The organism is Duganella sp. CF517, from assembly GCF_900110275.1.
In the GTDB taxonomy this organism is placed as follows: Bacteria; Pseudomonadota; Gammaproteobacteria; order Burkholderiales; family Burkholderiaceae_D; genus Rugamonas.
Map to the genome: position 1 here is coordinate 87,556 of NZ_FODC01000004.1, position 16,105 is coordinate 103,660.

Below are 16,105 nucleotides of genomic sequence, written 5' to 3' on the forward strand. Positions count from 1 at the left end.
GCTCGCATGATTGCGACACTTCGGTTCGCATGACGGGAGTATGATGGGACCATGATTAAACGTTTCCTTATCGTTTTATTGACGGTCCAGATCGGCGCGATGCTGGCGCTGTCGTTGTCGCTGTACCGCTGGTGGCATCCGGCGTGGCGCGACGCGGTTGGCGCGCCGGTCGCCGCGCTCGCGTGCCTGGCGGTCGCGGCGGCCTGCGTGCTGCTGGTGCGCCTGCTCATCAACGTCAACAACTTCCGCCTGAGCCGGCGCGCGCGCGGCGCCGCGCCGGCCGGCCACGCGCTCAATCCCGTCACTGCGGTCAAGCTGGTCGCGCACGAATTCCTGTCGTCGATGCTGGCGTCGTCGTACTACATGTTGCGCCCGCTGGGGCTGCGCCTGCAACCGCAGGCGCGCGGCCTGCCGGTGCTGCTGATCCACGGTTACGCCTGCAACAGCGGCTACTGGCTTCCGATGAGCAAGCTGCTGACGCGGGCGCGCATCAGCCATTACGGCATCGACCTGGAGCCGCCCGGCGCGGCGATCGACGACTTCGTGCCGCAGGTGCGCGCGGCCGTCGAGCGCCTGTGCGCCGAGACCGGCAGCGGGCAAGTCGTCGTGCTCGCGCACAGCATGGGCGGCCTGGTGGCGCGCGCCTATCTGCGCCGCCATGGCCATGCCCGGATCGCCCGCGTCATCACGCTGGGCACGCCGCACCACGGCACTACGCTGGCCGGCTTCGGTCCTGGAAGTAACGCGGTGCAGATGCGGCGCGACAGCGCATGGCTGGCTTCGCTTGCGGCCACTGAGGCGGATTTGCAACGCAAATTATTTTCATCCATTTATTCGGTCCACGACAATATCGTCGCGCCCCAGGATTCGAGCGATTTGCCCGGGGCGCGCAACCTGGTGTTTGGTGCAATCGGCCATGTTGCACTGGGCCGCCACCCCGAAATCATGCATTGCGCGCTGGCGGAAATCAAAACCGCAACACCTGTGTGATTTTGTGTGATTTTTCACGGGATTTGTTGCTGTATGGTTACTCGTATGAAGTACAGTAAACAGGTGGAACGATGGCGATGGACTTCGGCACCCTTATCCTCGACGAGACGCCCGACGCGGTGATCATCACGCGGCTCGACGGCGAAGTGATGTATTGGAACAACGGCGCGCGGATGGTGTTCGGATATGGCGGGGACGAGGCGCTGGGCCGCAAGCTGGCCGATCTGATCGAGGTGCCGGGGGCGGACGATGGCGGCGCGGTGGTGCGGCAGACGCTCGGCGCCGGCGCGGCCAGTTACGAGTCGGTGCGCCGCGCCAGGGACGGCGCGCTGGTGTACATCGACAGCACCAGCAAGCTGCTGCGCGACGGCGCCGGCGCGCCGGAATATATTTTGTGGAGCAAGAAGGACGTCACCCCGCTCAAGGTGCTGCGCGACGCCAAGCTGGTCGAGGCGCGCTTCCACGGCATCCTGGAATCGATGCCGGACGCGATCATCGTGGCCAACGCCAGCGGCCGCATCGTGCTGGCGACGCGCCAGGCCGAGACGCTGTTCGGCTACGAGCCCGGCGCGCTGCGCGGCATGGAGCTCGAGCGGCTGATGCCGGCGCGTTTGCGCCCCGGCCACCGGGCCCACCGCAACGATTACGGCGCGCGGCCGGCGCTGCGGCCGATGGGCAGCGGCCGCGACTTGTACGGCTTGCGCAGCGACGGCGTCGAGTTCCCCGTCGAGATCAGCCTGAGCCCGATCGAGACGGAGGAGGGCACCCTGACCATGAGCGCGATCCGCGACGTCGGCGAGCGCAAGCGGATCGAGCTGGCGCTGCATGAAAAGAATGTCGAGTTGGCAAAGGCGGTGGCGGCCAAGGACCGCTTCCTCGGCGGCATGTCGCACGAGCTGCGGACGCCGTTGAACGCGATCATCGGTTTTACAGGTACTATGTTGATGAAGTTGCCTGGGCCCATTAATTCCGAGCAGACCAAGCAATTGCGGATGGTGCAAAGCAGCGCGCGCCACCTGCTGTCGTTGATCAACGACCTGCTCGATTTGACCCGGATCGAGTCCGGCAAGGTGACGCTGGAGCTGGTGCCGCTGGCGTGCCGGCCGCTGGTCGACGAGGTGCTGGCGCTGCTGCAGCCGCAGGCGCGCAACAAGGGCCTGGCGCTGGCGCTGGTCGGTTCCGAACGGGAAGTGACGGTCATGGCCGACCGCCGCGCGCTGCAGCAGATTTTGATGAACCTGGTCGACAACGCGATCAAGTTCACCGACAGCGGCACCGTGCAAGTGCGGCTGGCGACAACGCAGGTGGACGGGCGCGGCTGCGCCGCCATCAGTATCGGCGATAACGACAGCGGTGCCGACGCCGGTCAGGGCGGGCGGCACCAGGCGCTGTCGCAGTTGCAAGCCAGTTCGATGCGCCAGTTCGAGGGCACGGGCCTGGGCCTGCATCTGAGCCAGAAGTTGGCCGCCCTGCTGCATGGGGAAATTTTGTTTGACAGCGAGTATGGCGTCGGCAGTATTTTTACACTGACGCTGCCGCTGGAGTCATCACAGGGGGAGTGACAAGGTGTCGGCACGTATACTGATTATTGAAGACAATGCCACCAACATGGAGTTGATGGTCTACCTGCTGCGCGCGTTCGGCTACACGCCGCTGTCGGCGGTCGATGGCGAGGCGGGCGTGGCGGCCGCGCTGCGCGAGCTGCCCGACCTGATCATCTGCGACGTCCATCTGCCCAAGCTCGACGGCTACGGCGTGGTCGCCGCCTTGAAGGGCGACGCGACGGTGCGCCACATCCCGACCCTGGCGGTGACGGCGCTGGCGATGGTCGGCGACCGCGAACGCCTGCTCGCGGCCGGCTTCGACGGCTATATCGGCAAGCCGATCGAACCGGACACGTTCGTGGCGCAAATCGAGTCTTTTTTGGACGGGGAGATGTCGACCCCGCCTAAAAACGACATCGCCACGATCCTGATCGTGGACGACCACGTGCTCAACCGCGAGTTCCTGATGACCCTGCTCGGCTACGGCGGCCACCGCCTGCTGGAGGCGTCCAACGGCGCCGAGGGCCTCAAAATGGTGCTCGCCGAGCGGCCCGACCTGGTCATCTCCGACATCCTGATGCCGAATATGGACGGCTACGAGTTCGTCACGCGCATGCACGGCAATCCGGAGACGGCCAACGTGCCGGTGATCTTTTACACCGCCACCTACCGCGAGCGCGAGGCGATGGCCGTGGCGCAATCGTGCGGCGTGCGCTGGGTGCTGCCCAAGCCGTCCGATCCGGACGTGATCCTGCGCACCGTGCACGAGGCGCTGGGACTGGCCATGGTCGGCGACGGCGACGCCGATGGCGGGCGCGACCTGCCGGCCTTCGCGCCCGAGCCGCCGCAGGAGGGGCGTTTCCTCAACATCGACGACAAGGTGGCCGAGTACCTGGGCGAGCTCGAATCGAGCAGCCAGCTGATCACGCAGTTCGCCAACGAATCGACCGAGGCGGCCGACGGCGCCCCCGAGCACCTGTCGCTGATGACGCAGCGGCTGTCGAGTTCCCTGTCCAGCCTGCAGGCGGTGAGCCTGCGGCTGACCGCGCTCATCGAGCTGGGCATCGAGCTGGGCACCGAGCGCGACCCGCGCGCGCTGGTCGAAATCGGCTGCCGCGTGGCGCAGAACATCTGCGTGTCCAAGTACGCCTGCATCGGCGTGCTGGAGGCCGACGCCACCGAACTCACGTACTACGCCAGCTGCGGCGCCGGCGTGCCGATCCGCCAGATCGCGCAGTCGCCGCGCGCCGGCGTGCTGCGCGGCCTGCTCGAGCAGCGCATGCCGTGCCGCATCAACGATCTCGACGGCAATCCGGCCAACATCGGCCTGCCGGCCGGCCATCCGCCGGTGCACTCGTTCCTGGGCGTGCCGATCGCCTCGCGCGAGCGCACCCACGGCTGGCTCTATCTGGTCGACAAGCTCGGCGCCGACGGCTTCTCCGAGGTCGACGAGCGCGTCGCCGCCACGGTGGCCGCGCAAATCTCGGTGGCCTACGAAAACCTGCTGCTGTACGACGAGATCAAGCGCCACCACGCGCAGCTGACCTTGGACATGAACGCCCGCATCCGCCTCGACGAGGACCTGCGGCGCTTCCGGCTGGCGATGGACGCCACCGCCGACGCCATCTTCCTGGTCGACCGCGCCGGCATGTGCTTCGTCGACGTCAACGCCACCGCCTGCCGCATGCTCGGCTACGAGCGCGAGGACTTCCTCAAGATCGGCCCCGGCGTGGCGGCCGAGGGCGATCTGCGCAAGCTCGAGGAACTGTACGAGAAACTGCTGTCGGGCGACCAGAGCGGCGCCATGACGGAACTGCTGCTGCAATGCCGCGACGGCAAGCCGCTGGCGGTCGAGGTGCAGCGGCGCACGTTGCGCTCGGGTCCGAGCTGGATCCTGGTGGCGGTGGCGCGCGACATCACCGAGCGCAAGGAGGCCGAGCAGCGCCTGCTCAAGCTGGCGCACTTCGACACGCTGACCGGCCTGCCCAACCGCAGCCAGTTCTACGATTCGCTGACGCACTCGCTGCGCCAGGCGGCCGAGCACCAATGGTCGCTGGCGGTGCTGTTCCTCGACGTCGACCGCTTCAAGAACGTCAACGACACGCTGGGCCACACCATCGGCGACGAACTGCTGCGCCAGTTCTCCAGCCGCCTGGTCGACTGCCTGCGCGTGCGCGACACCATCGGCCGCTTCGGCGGCGACGAGTTCGCCGCGATCCTGATGCTGCCCGAAGGCGCGCAAAACGCCATCGCCGTGGTCGACAAGATCCGCGACTCGATGCGCCGTCCGTTCGACCTCAAGGGGCACGAAGTCACCGTCACGGCCAGCATCGGCATCGCCGTGTTCCCCGACGACGGCACCGATCCGGACGTGCTGATCCAGTACGCCGACACCGCCATGTACCGCGCCAAGGAAGCCGGGCGCGACGCCTTCCGCTTCTTCACGGCCGAGATGAACGCGCAATCGCTGGCGCGCCTGGACCTGGAGAACGCGCTGCGGCGCGCCATCGACAACCAGGAGTTCGTGCTGCACTTCCAGCCCAAGGTCCACATCGGCAACGGCCGCATCAGCGGCGCCGAGGTGCTGATCCGCTGGAAGCGGCCCGGCCACGGCATGGTGTCGCCGGCGCTGTTCATTCCGATCCTCGAGGAGACCGGCCTGATCGTGCGGGTCGGCTCGTGGGTGATCCACGAGGCCTGCCGCAAGATCGCCGAATGGCGCCGCACCCACGGCTGGGCGGTGCACCTGTCGGTCAACGTCTCCGGCATCCAGTTCTTCGTCGGCGGGCTGGAGGAGGAGGTGCTCAAGGCCATCAAGGAGCACGACATCGCGCCCGAACTGCTGGAGCTGGAGCTGACCGAAAGCTCGCTGATGTCGAACGCCGAAGAGACCATCACCGTGCTGCAGAACCTGAAGGCGCTCGGCATCCAGATCTCGATCGACGACTTCGGCACCGGCTACTCGTCGCTGGCGTACCTGAAGCGCTTCCCGATCGACAAACTGAAGATCGACATCGCCTTCGTGCGCGAAGTCACCAGCAACCCGGACGACGCCGCCATCGTGCTGGCCATCATCAACATGGCGCACAGCCTCAAGCTCGAGGTCATCGCCGAGGGCGTCGAGAAGGACGCCCAGCTGTCCTACCTGCGCCGGCACGGCTGCGACGAAATGCAGGGCTACTTCTTCAGCCGTCCGTTGCCGCAGGAGGAGTTCGAGGCGATGATGCGCGAAGGGCGCCAGCTGCAGGCGCCGGTCGACGAGACGGTGCTCGACCAGCAAACCCTGCTCATCGTCGACGACGACGCCTTCATGCTCGACGTGCTGACCGACTTCCTGTCGCAGGACGGCTACCGCATCCTGACGGCGCAGACGGCCGCCGAGGGCTTCGACATCCTGGCCAAGCACCGGGTGCAGGTGATCCTGTGCGACCAGTGCATGCCGTTGATGAGCGGCACCGAGTTCATGGAGCGGGTCAAGAACCTGTGCCCGGACACCTTCCGCATCATGCTGTCGGCCTACGCCGACCTGACGCCGATCATGGCCGCCATCAACCACGGCGCCATCGACCGCTTCTACACCAAGCCGTGGAAGGGCGCGGTGCTGCGCGAGAACATCCGCGAAGGCTTCCGCCTGCACGCGCGCGCGCACGGCCCGCTGCGCATCGCCGAGGCGGTCCAGGCGCCGGCTTGACGCCGTGCGCCGCCGGCCCTGACAAAATGGCGGCCGGCCAGCCGGCCGCCAGCGGACGTGGCGCCGTTGCCGCCGTCAGTTGCCGGATCCGGGCGGCCGGGCCAGCGCGTCGCTGATGGCCGCGTGCAGGATGTCGAGGTCGATCGGCTTGGTCAGGTAGCGGAAGAAGCCCGCCTCGATGCCGCTGCGGATCTCGCTGCGCATGGCGTTGGCCGTCAGCGCGATCACCGGAATGTGGGCGGTGCGGCGGTCGGCCGCCAGCGCCTTTTTGGCCTCGTGCCCCGACATGCCGGGCAGATTGATGTCCATCAGGATCAGGCTGGGCTGTTGACTGATGGCCAGCGCGATGCCCTGCGGCGCGTCGACCGCCGTGATCAGCCGCAGGTCGGCGCGGAAGCCGATCGCATCCTCGATCAGCTTCAGGCTGGCCGGATTGTCCTCGATGTACAGGATGGTGGGCGTGGCGCCGCCGGACTGGGCGGCGGACGGCACCTGCAAGGCGACCGATGGCGCCGGCGCGGCCGCCTCCGGCGGCAGCGCCGGCAGCTCGATCCAGAACACGCTGCCGACACCGACGCTGCTGCTCACGCCCAAGGTGCCGCCCATCAGCTCGACGAGGCGCTTGGTGACGACCAGGCCGATGCCGGTGCCTTCCTCCGCGCCGGCCTCCTGGCCGAGGCGGTTGAACGGTTCGAACAGCGCCGCGAGCTGGCGCGGAGCGAGTCCGGCGCCGGTGTCCTGCACCGAGACGCGCACCGTCTGCGCCGCCGCCGTGACGTTGAGCACCACCGCGCCGTCCTTGCGGTTGTACTTGATCGCGTTCGACAGCAGGTTCAGCACGATTTGCTTGAGGCGCGTATGGTCGGCGTGCACGACGACCGGCGCCGCCTGCGGCCGCAGGATGCGGATGCCGCGCCGCGCCGCCTGGTCTTCGACCATGGTCACGACGCCGGTCAGCAGCGGGCCCAGCTCGACCGGCTCGAGCGACAAGCTCATGTTGCCCGATTCGATCTTGGCCAGGTCGAGGATCTCGTCGATCAGCGCCAGCAGGTGTTTGCCGGCAGCGACGATGTTGTGGACGAAGGCGCGCTTCTGCTCGGCCGTCGACGGCAGCGCCTCGTTGGCCAGCAGCTGCGAGAAGCCGAGGATGGCGTTGAGCGGCGTGCGCAGCTCGTGCGACATGCTGGTCAGGAAGCGGTCCTTGGCCAGGTTGGCGCGTTCGAGTTCGAATTTTTGCTCGTTGAGCGCCTGCTCGATGCGCTTGCGGTCGGTGATGTCGCGGATCGCCGAGGACACCAGCATGCCGTCCTCGGTCTCCAGCGGCGACAGGCTGATCTCGACCGGGAATTCGGTGCCGTCGCGGCGCAGGCCGTGCAGTTCCAGTCCCGCGCCCATCGAGCGCGGCCGCGGCTGGCCGACGAAGCCGCGCCGCAGCGCCGGATGCTGGGCGCCGTAGCGGGCCGGGATCAGCACTTCGATTTTTTTGCCCAGCAACTCGGCGCGCGGATAGCCGAAGATCTGTTCGGTCTGCGAGTTGACCAGCACGATTTCGCCGCCCTGGTTGACGATGACGATGGCGTCCGGCGCCGATTCGAGCAGGCCGCGGAATTTCTGTTCCGCCTTCTTGCGCTCGCTGACGTCGCGGATCGCGCTGATGACGAAGGTGCCGGCCTCGGTCTGGATCGGCGACAGGCTGATCTCGACGGGGAATTCGGTGCGGTCCTGGCGCACCCCATGCAAATCGAGGCCGGCGCCCATCGTGCGCGGGCGCGGCTGTTCGAAGTAGCGCGTGCGGTGGCCGACGTGGGCGTCGCGGAAGCGGTGCGGCAACAGCACTTCGATGCGCTGGCCGACCAGTTCGTTGGGGTTGTAGCCGAACAGCCGTTCGGCCTGGGTGTTGGCCAGCACGATGGTGCCGGTGAGGTTGGTGACGATGATGCTGTCCGGCGTCGATTCGAACACGTTGCGGAACTTGACCTCCATCAACTGGGCGTCGCGCATCGCTTTGAGCTGGGTGCGGTCGCGGGCGCTGAAGACGACGTGCCGCACCTGCCCCTGGGCGTCCGCGATGGCGACGCTGGAGGCGTCGATGTAGATCAGGCTGCCGTCTTTTTTCCTGCGCAGCGATTCGTAGTCGCAGCTGCCGCTCTCGGCCAGCTTGCGGCCGATGTCGCGGTCGGCGTCGCCCTGGTCGGGGAGGGAGATCAGCGACCACAGGTTGCTGCCGATGGCTTCCTCGGAGCTGTAGCCGAAGATGCGTTCGGCGCCCTTGGTCCAACGCACGATGGTGCGGTCGGGCGTGGTAACGACGACCCCGCCGGGCGCTTCCGTCAAGATCAGTTGGTCCAGATCATCTTGCATTTGCATGGCGCGACCTAGTTATTAATTTAGTAAATTTATACGGAGTCCGGACGACGCTGTCAATGGACTTCTTTCGCTATTGTTGCGTGCGGGACGCTTGCGAAGGCCGCTGGCCGGGCCGCTTGCCTGGCCGCTTGCCTGGCCGGTCGGCGTCGGGCGCCGGCGGCGCGCGCGCCGGCCTGCGCCGGTGCCGAAGAATGGCCTATCTCGCGTTAATTCGCTGTCATCGACGTGGAAGTCATCCCGGTGTTCTCACTTGGCCCGCAGAGGTGTTATGCTTGCACGAGAATAAACAGAGATCCTCGCTATGCAACAAAAAGCACCCCGCCGCACCCGTGAACGCATACTGGAATTGTCCTTGCGCTTGTTTAACGAGTTCGGCGAACCCAACATCACCACCACGGTGATCGCCGAGGAGATGAATATCTCCCCCGGGAACCTGTATTACCATTTCCGCAATAAGGACGACATCGTCAATTCGATCTTCGTCCAGTTCGAGGCCGAGATCGAGCGCATCCTCACCGTGCCCAATGGCCGGCGCTCGAACATCGACGACGTCTGGATGTACCTGCACCTGATGTTCGAGCTGATCTGGCGCTACCGCTTCTTCTACCGCGACCTCAACGATTTGTTGTCGCGCAACCGCAAGCTCGAGCTGCATTTCAAGCAGATCCTGGCGCACAAGATCAAGGTCGCCAAGCAGCTGTGCGAGGACTTGCGCAGCGAAAAATCGCTGGAGGCGTCCGACGCCGCCATCGACGCCATGGCCACCAACATGGTGGTGGTGGCGACGTACTGGTTGTCGTACGAGTACGTGCGCAACCCGCGCAAGTACAGCGAGCAGCAATCGATGGCCGACGCGCTGGCGCGCGGCTGTTATCAGGTGCTGTCGCAGATCGGGCCGTATCTGCGCAATGAGACCAGTTTGCTGTTCCAGAAACTGTCCGAAGAATACCTGAAGAAGCTCAAGTGAGCCGACGGAGACACCATGGCCTGGACCCCTTTCCCCTATCCCGATCCCGCCTACCGCTACACGCCGGAGGGCCTGCAGGCCGCCTGGCCGGCGCTGCACAGCGGCGACCTGGAGCCGTTCCCGGCCAACCCGGCGCTGCTGCAGGCGTGGATCGCCTTCCATGCCGGCGAGTTCGAGCGCGCCGCGCGCCTCGGCCTGGACGTCGGCGTGAACGGCTACTCGGTCGCGCACAAGGCGATCTGCATCTACGCCCAGTACCTGGAAACGAGCGTTAAGAAGCGCATCGCCACCTTCGAATGCGTGGCCGAGCGCTGCGAGCGCCAGCAGCGCGAGCAGCCCGCCAATCCGGCCGGTTACTATTGGCACGCCTACGCGCTGGGCTATTACGCCGAGGGCATCTCGGTGGTCAAGGCGCTGGCGCAGGGGCTCGGCCCGCGCGTGCGCGCCAGCCTGGAAAAAACCGTGCAACTGGCGCCGGCGCGCGCCGACGCCCACGTCGGCCTGGGCGTCTACCACACCGAGATCGTCGACAAGGTCGGCGCCATGATCGGCGGCCTGACCTACGGCGTCAAGAAGGAGGAGGGCTACCGCCACTTCCAGACCGCGCTGCGGCTCGATCCGGAGTCGGCGATCGCGCGCATCCAGTACGGCCATGCGCTGGCCATGCTCGACGGTAAAAAGAAAATGGCCGACGCGACGGCGTTGCTGGAACAGGCCGCGCGGCTGCCCCCGCGCGACGCCATGGAGCGGCTCGATGTCGAGGCCGCGCGACAGGAACTGATGGAGGAAAAGCAGCAGTGACGAAGACGATTTGTGTGTATTGCGGCGCCAACCCCGGCGTCAGCCCGGTCTACGCCGAGGCGGCGCGCGCGCTGGGCCGGGCGCTGGTCGATCAAAACCTGGCGCTGGTGTACGGCGGCGGCAATGTCGGTTTGATGGGCATCATCGCCGACGAGGTGCTGCGGGTCGGCGGCGAGGCCACCGGCGTGATCCCGACCGCGCTGGTCGAGCGCGAGGTGGGCCACACCGGGCTGACGCGCCAGTTCATCGTCAAGGACATGCACGAGCGCAAGGCCATGATGGCCAGCCTGTCGGACGGCTTCATCGCCATGCCGGGTGGCATGGGCACTCTGGAGGAATTGTTCGAGATGCTGACCTGGTCGCAGCTGGGCATCCACGCCAAGCCGATCGGCCTGCTCAATGTCGACGGCTTCTATGACGGCTTGATCCAGTTCATCGCCCACGCCAGCGGGCAGGGCTTCATCCGTCCGCAGCACGCGGCGCTGATGATGTCCGACAGCGATCCGCAGGCGCTGCTGAAACTGCTGAAAGCATAGCCTTCACCGTATGGCCGGCGCCCGCCACATCCTGATCCTGGCCGCCGGCAGCGCCGGCGACGTCTATCCCTTCATCGTCGTCGGCCAGGCCCTGCTGCGGCGCGGTTACGACGTCACGCTGGTCGCCTCCGATAATTTCAGGGAGCGGGTCGAGCGCGCCGGCATGGCGTTCGCCTCCGGCCTCGGTCAGGCCGAGCTCGACGAGTTGGTGCACGACCCCGACCTGTGGCATCCGCAGAAGGGGTTCTTCACGATCTGGAAGAAAATGGCCAGGCATTTCGCGCCGTCGTATGCGCGGCAGCTGGCGCTGGTCGACCAGCGGCCGACGGTGGTCGTGGCCAGCACCCTGGCGCTGACCGGCCGGATTCTGCAGGAGACGCGCGGCGTGCCGCTGGCCACGGTGCACCTGGCGCCGTCGTGCTTCTTTTCGGCCTGCGACCCCGCCGCGCGGGCTGGGCTGGAGTGGCTGGCGAGGATGCCGCCGTGGGGGGTGCGCGCCGTGCTGGGCCTGATCGAGCGCCTGGTTCTCGATCCCGCGGTGCGACCCGAAATCAACCGCTTGCGCGCCACGCTCGGATTGGCGCCGGTGCGGCGCGTGATGAGCCATTGGCTGCATTCGCCGCGGCGCGTCATCTGCGCCTTCCCCGACTGGTTCGCCGCGCCGCAGCCCGACTGGCCGCCCAACACCGTGTGCACCGGTTTTCCGCGCATGCCGGCCGCGCCGGACGACGCCCCGGGCGACGCCTTGCGGCGCTTCCTCGACGCCGGTCCCGCGCCGATCGCGGTCACGCCGGGTTCGGCGATGGCGCACGGCCGCGCATTCATCGACCGCGCGATCGCGGCGGCCGGCGCCTTGCAACAACGGGTGGTGGTGATCACGCCGTTCCGCGACCAGCTGCCGGCGGTGTTGCCGGCGTTCGTGCACCACGTGCCGTACGCGCCGTTCGACGCGCTGGCGCCGCGCGTGGCGGTGTTCGTCCACCACGGCGGCATCGGCACCAGCGCCGCGGTGATGGCGGCCGGCAGGCCGCAGCTGGTGGTGCCGTTCTCGTACGACCAGCCCGACAACGGCATGCGCCTGGCGCGCCTCGGCGTCGGCGCCATGGTCAAGCCGGACGCGCCGCTCGACGCCTGGACCGCCGCGCTGTCGGGTTTGCTGAACCGGCCGCAGGTGGCCGCCGCCTGCGCGGCGCTGGCCGCCAGGCTGGCGGCCGAACGCGCGCCGGCCGAGCAGATCGCCGATTTGGTCGAGGAGTTGGCGGTCACGGCTTTACGTGGGGCGGACTAGGCGGAACGCCGTAATCGGCGATGGATGCGCCGCCGGTTGCCCATACATGGCCGAGTGGTCTAAAGCAAACCGCTGAAAAATAAGGAGACGGAGTGACTAAACGCCTGAGCAAGATACTGATCGCCATCATCCTCGCGGGCTGTGCCTGCGTGGCGGCAACCGCCGTAACCGCCGCCGGGGCGGCACCGCCGCCCGCCGCGCGCGCCGCCGACGTCCGCGAGCGCATCAACATCGACAAGGACTGGCGCTTCGCTCACGGCCACCCCTACGATGCGCAAAAGGACTTCAAGCACGGACTGCGTCCGTTTTTCTTCGCCAAGGCGGGCTATGGCGACGGTCCGGCCGCCGTCGACTTCAGCGACGCCGCCTGGCGCAAGCTGGACCTGCCGCACGACTGGGCGGTCGAGCTGCCCTTCGATGCGCGCGGCAACACCAACCACGGCTCGCTGGCGATCGGCCGCAACTTCCCGGAAAACAGCGTCGGCTGGTACCGCAAGGTGGTCCATATCCCCGCCAGCGACCAGGGCCGCCGCATCGCGCTCGAGTTCGACGGCGTCTACCGCAACAGCGTGGTCTGGGTCAACGGCCACTACATCGGCACCGAACCGAGCGGCTACTCGGGCTTCCGCTACGACATCACCGATTACTTGAACGTCGGCGGCGACAACGTCATCGCCGTGCGCGCCGACGCCACCGTCGAGGAGGGCTGGTTTTACGAGGGCGCCGGCATCTACCGCCATGTATGGCTGACCAAGACCGCGCCGCTGCACGTGGCGCAGTGGGGCACCTTCGTCAAAACGACAGTGGCAGGCGGCAAGGCGCGCATCGACGTCGACGTCACCGTGGCCAACGACGGCAAGAGCGCGCAATCGTTCACGTTGCGCCAGCAGGTATACGCGCCGGACGGCAAGCTGGTGGCGCAGGCCGAGCAGGCCGGCCGCAGCGTGCGCGCCGCGCGCGACGGCGAGTTCAGCGCCGCGCTGACGGTGCCGGATCCGCGCCTGTGGTCGATCGAGGAGCCGAACCTGTACACCATGAAAACCACGCTGCTGCAAAACGGTCGCGTGGTCGACAGCTACGACACGCGCTTCGGCATCCGCACCGTGGTGTTCGATCCGGACACGGGCTTTTCGCTGAACGGCAAGCCGCTCAAGCTGCAGGGCACCAACAACCACCAGGACCACGCCGGCGTCGGCGTGGCGCTGCCGGACGGCCTGCAGACCTGGCGCCTGAAGCAGCTCAAGTCGTTCGGCGTGAACGCCTACCGCGCCTCGCACCATCCGCCGACGCCGGAATTACTGGACGAGGCCGATCGGCTCGGCATGCTCGTCATCGACGAGCACCGCATGATGGGCACCACGCCCGAGGTGCGCGGCCAGCTCGAGCGCATGATACGGCGCGACCGCAACCATCCTAGCGTCATCATCTGGTCGGTGGGCAACGAGGAGTGGGCGCTGGAGTGGAAGGCTCCGGGCCCCCACCTGGCGCGCGAGATGGACGGACATGTCAAGCGCATGGACCCGACCCGGCGCACCATGGTCGCCACCAGCGGATCGGGCAAGGGCGTGTCGCTGGAGGCGGACGTGATCGGCTTTAACTACGGCGCCCAGCATGACGTCGACCGCTTCCACCGCGACCATCCGGCCAAGCCGGCGATGATGTCGGAGGAGGGCTCGACCTTCACCACGCGCGGCGTCTACTTCGACGATCCGGCGCGTTCGCATCTGAACGCCTACGACCGCCAGGCCCGGCCGGGCAGCAGCCTCAGCATCGGAGAGGGCTGGCGCCGCGTCCGGGAGCGCGACTGGATGAGCGGCATGTTCGTCTGGACCGGCTTCGACTACCGGGGCGAGACCACCCCGTTCGGCTGGCCGGCGGTCGGTTCGCAGTTCGGCATGCTCGACACCACCGGCGTGTTGAAGGACACTGCCTATTACCTGAAGTCGGTGTGGACGCGCGAACCGATGGTGCATATCCTGCCGCACTGGAACTGGGCGGGCAGGGAGGGGCAGCCGATCAAGGTGCATGTGTACAGCAACGGCGACGCGGTCGAGCTGTTCCAGGACGGCCGCCCGCTGGGCCGCAAGACGCTGGTCAAGGACGGCCAGCTGGAGTGGATGGTGCCTTACCAAGCCGGAAAATTGACGGCGACCGCGTACCGCGAAGGCCGGCCGGTGGCCACGGCCGAGGTGGCCACCACCGGCGCCGCCGCGCGCGTCGCGCTCAGCGCCGACAAGACCGACCTCAAGCCCGACGGCACCGATGTCGCCGTGGTATGGGTCAACGTCGCCGACGCCGCCGGCAAGATCGTGCCGACCGCCGGCGACCTGGTCGGCTTCGAGGCATCCGGCCCGATCCGCATCATTGGCGTCGGCAATGGCGATCCGGGTTCGCACGAGGCCGACCGTCCGGCCGACCGCCACACTTTCGTGCCGCTTTCCGGCTGGCGCACGCTTGCCGTCGACGGCGCCGAGCATCCGGCGGCGCGCAGCGCGGCGGTCGATACGTCGTCGTGGCGCGATCCGGCCGCGTGGCTGCCGCCCACGGCGCAGCCGCCGCTGACGCCGTATCTTGTGTTGCGTGGCGAGTTCCCCCGGCCCGTTCTGGCGGCGGACGGTCGCGCCGCCTTGTTCATCGACCGGCTCGACGCCGGTCAGGCGGTGTATGTGAATGGCCGCGCGGTCGAGCCGGCGCCGGTCGACGGCGGCCTGATGATCGCGCTGGACGGCGCGCAGCTAAAGGACGTCAACAGCCTGGCCTACGTCGTGCCGACGCCCAAGGATGGCGTGCAGGGCGTGTTCGAGCGTTCCGTGGGCACCAGCAAATGGGGCGTGCTGCGCGTGACCGCCCCGGCGGCGCCGTGGCAGCGGCGCGTGTTCAACGGCTGGGCACAGGTGATCGTGCAATCGACCGCGCAGGCCGGCGAGGCGAGCTTGACGGCCAAGTCGCCCGGCCTGGCGCCGGCGATGATCCGGTTCCAAAGCGGGCCGGCCGCCCGCTAGCGCGCCGCCCGCCGCCGGGGCTTTTCGAGGCCCGCGACCAGCATGTCGAACAGCGTGCGCGATGCCGGCGGCATCGCGTGTTGATGCCTGCTGATCAAGCCCAACGTTCGGTTCACGGTGGGATTGACCAGAGGAACGCCGACCACCGCGCCGTGCGCCTCCCGGGGGATCGACAGCCCGGGCACCGCCGCCACCCCCAGCCCCGCTTCCACCAGCGCCAGTACGCCTGACACGTGGTTGATCTCGCAGGAGATCCACGGGTGTTTTTCCACGCCGGACAGCGCGGCGTCCAGCACGCTGCGGTTGCCGCTCGACTTGGCCACCGAGATATAGCGTTCGCCGACGGTGTCCTTCCAGTTGAGTTTCTTGCGCTTGGCCAGCGGATGGTCATCGCGCATCGCCAGCACATAGCTTTCGACATGGATGGGCTGGAAATGGATTTCCGGATTCTCCGCGCCGGTAAAACTGATGCCGAAGTCCGCCTCGCCCGTCAGCACGAGGTTGAGCACGTCCTGCGCGCTTTCATCGTGCACACGCACGCGAATTTTCGGAAACTGCGCGCTGAAACGCTTGAGCACGTCCGGCAGGAAATGCAGCACGGCCGAGGGCACGCAGGCGATGGTCACCGTCCCGGTGCGATGCGCGGCGAGGTCGGCGACGCCCAGCACGGCATCCTCGAGGCCGTTGAGCGCGTCGCGCACGTTCACCAGGAAGGCCTGGCCGACATTGGTCAACTGCACGCGCCGCGTGGTGCGTTCGAACAGCTTGACCCCCAGCGCTTCCTCCAGTTTTTCGATCCGGCGGCTGAGCGCGGGCTGCGACAGGAACAGATCCGTCGCGGCCTGGCGAAAGCTGTTGCGCTCGGCCACTGCCACGAAGGCCTGCAAATCATGAAGTTCGTAATTGATGCGTTGCATGC

Annotated in this window: 10 protein-coding genes; 8 read left to right on the forward strand and 2 right to left on the reverse strand. The window is 67.4% G+C overall.

Annotated features, from left to right (window positions below; all coding sequences use genetic code 11):
• Positions 1-51: 51 nt before the first annotated feature.
• The 3 genes from BMX85_RS16515 to BMX85_RS16525 all read left to right on the forward strand — a co-directional run bounded on the left by BMX85_RS16515 (position 52) and on the right by BMX85_RS16525 (position 6,225).
• Positions 52-990 carry an esterase/lipase family protein gene (locus BMX85_RS16515; protein ID WP_090320409.1) on the forward strand — a complete coding sequence of 313 codons (939 nt, stop codon included), beginning with the start codon at positions 52-54 and terminating at the stop codon, positions 988-990.
• Positions 991-1,061: 71 nt separating this feature from the next.
• Positions 1,062-2,552 carry a PAS domain-containing sensor histidine kinase gene (locus BMX85_RS16520; protein ID WP_090320412.1) on the forward strand — a complete coding sequence of 497 codons (1,491 nt, stop codon included), beginning with the start codon at positions 1,062-1,064 and terminating at the stop codon, positions 2,550-2,552.
• Between the two features lie 4 nt (positions 2,553-2,556).
• A complete protein-coding gene (locus BMX85_RS16525) occupies positions 2,557-6,225 on the forward strand; it encodes an EAL domain-containing protein (protein ID WP_090320417.1) in 3,669 nt (1,222 codons plus the stop codon).
• 75 nt (positions 6,226-6,300) lie between these two features.
• Here BMX85_RS16525 and BMX85_RS16530 read toward each other — a convergent pair whose 3' ends face one another.
• Positions 6,301-8,592: a PAS domain S-box protein gene (locus tag BMX85_RS16530; RefSeq protein ID WP_229210521.1), complete on the reverse strand. Its 2,292-nt coding sequence runs from the start codon at positions 8,590-8,592 to the stop codon at positions 6,301-6,303.
• A 301-nt stretch (positions 8,593-8,893) separates the two neighbouring features.
• Here BMX85_RS16530 and BMX85_RS16535 point away from each other — a divergent pair, with 301 nt between their 5' ends.
• The 5 genes from BMX85_RS16535 (at position 8,894) to galA (ending at position 15,186) form a co-directional block, all read left to right on the forward strand.
• Positions 8,894-9,559, forward strand: coding sequence for a TetR/AcrR family transcriptional regulator (locus BMX85_RS16535; protein ID WP_090320420.1), 666 nt, complete (start codon positions 8,894-8,896; stop codon positions 9,557-9,559).
• Positions 9,560-9,574: 15 nt separating this feature from the next.
• Entirely contained in the window at positions 9,575-10,360 is a 786-nt protein-coding gene (locus BMX85_RS16540; RefSeq protein WP_090320423.1) for a tetratricopeptide repeat protein, read from the forward strand.
• On the forward strand, positions 10,357-10,896 hold the full coding sequence (locus tag BMX85_RS16545) for an LOG family protein (protein WP_090320426.1): 540 nt from the start codon (positions 10,357-10,359) through the stop codon (positions 10,894-10,896). Before BMX85_RS16540 ends, BMX85_RS16545 begins: the two co-directional genes overlap by 4 nt.
• 10 nt (positions 10,897-10,906) lie before the next feature.
• The gene (locus BMX85_RS16550) at positions 10,907-12,184 is read left to right on the forward strand and encodes a glycosyltransferase (RefSeq protein WP_090320429.1); all 1,278 of its coding nucleotides are present in this window, start codon (positions 10,907-10,909) and stop codon (positions 12,182-12,184) included.
• 92 nt (positions 12,185-12,276) lie between these two features.
• A complete protein-coding gene (galA, locus tag BMX85_RS16555) occupies positions 12,277-15,186 on the forward strand; it encodes a beta-galactosidase GalA (RefSeq protein WP_218147364.1) in 2,910 nt (969 codons plus the stop codon).
• Here the strand turns inward: galA and BMX85_RS16560 are convergent.
• Complete coding sequence (locus tag BMX85_RS16560; RefSeq protein WP_090320432.1) at positions 15,183-16,103, reverse strand: LysR family transcriptional regulator; 921 nt, start codon at positions 16,101-16,103, stop codon at positions 15,183-15,185. The genes galA and BMX85_RS16560 overlap by 4 nt on opposite strands.
• Between the last annotated feature and the right edge of the window lie 2 nt (positions 16,104-16,105).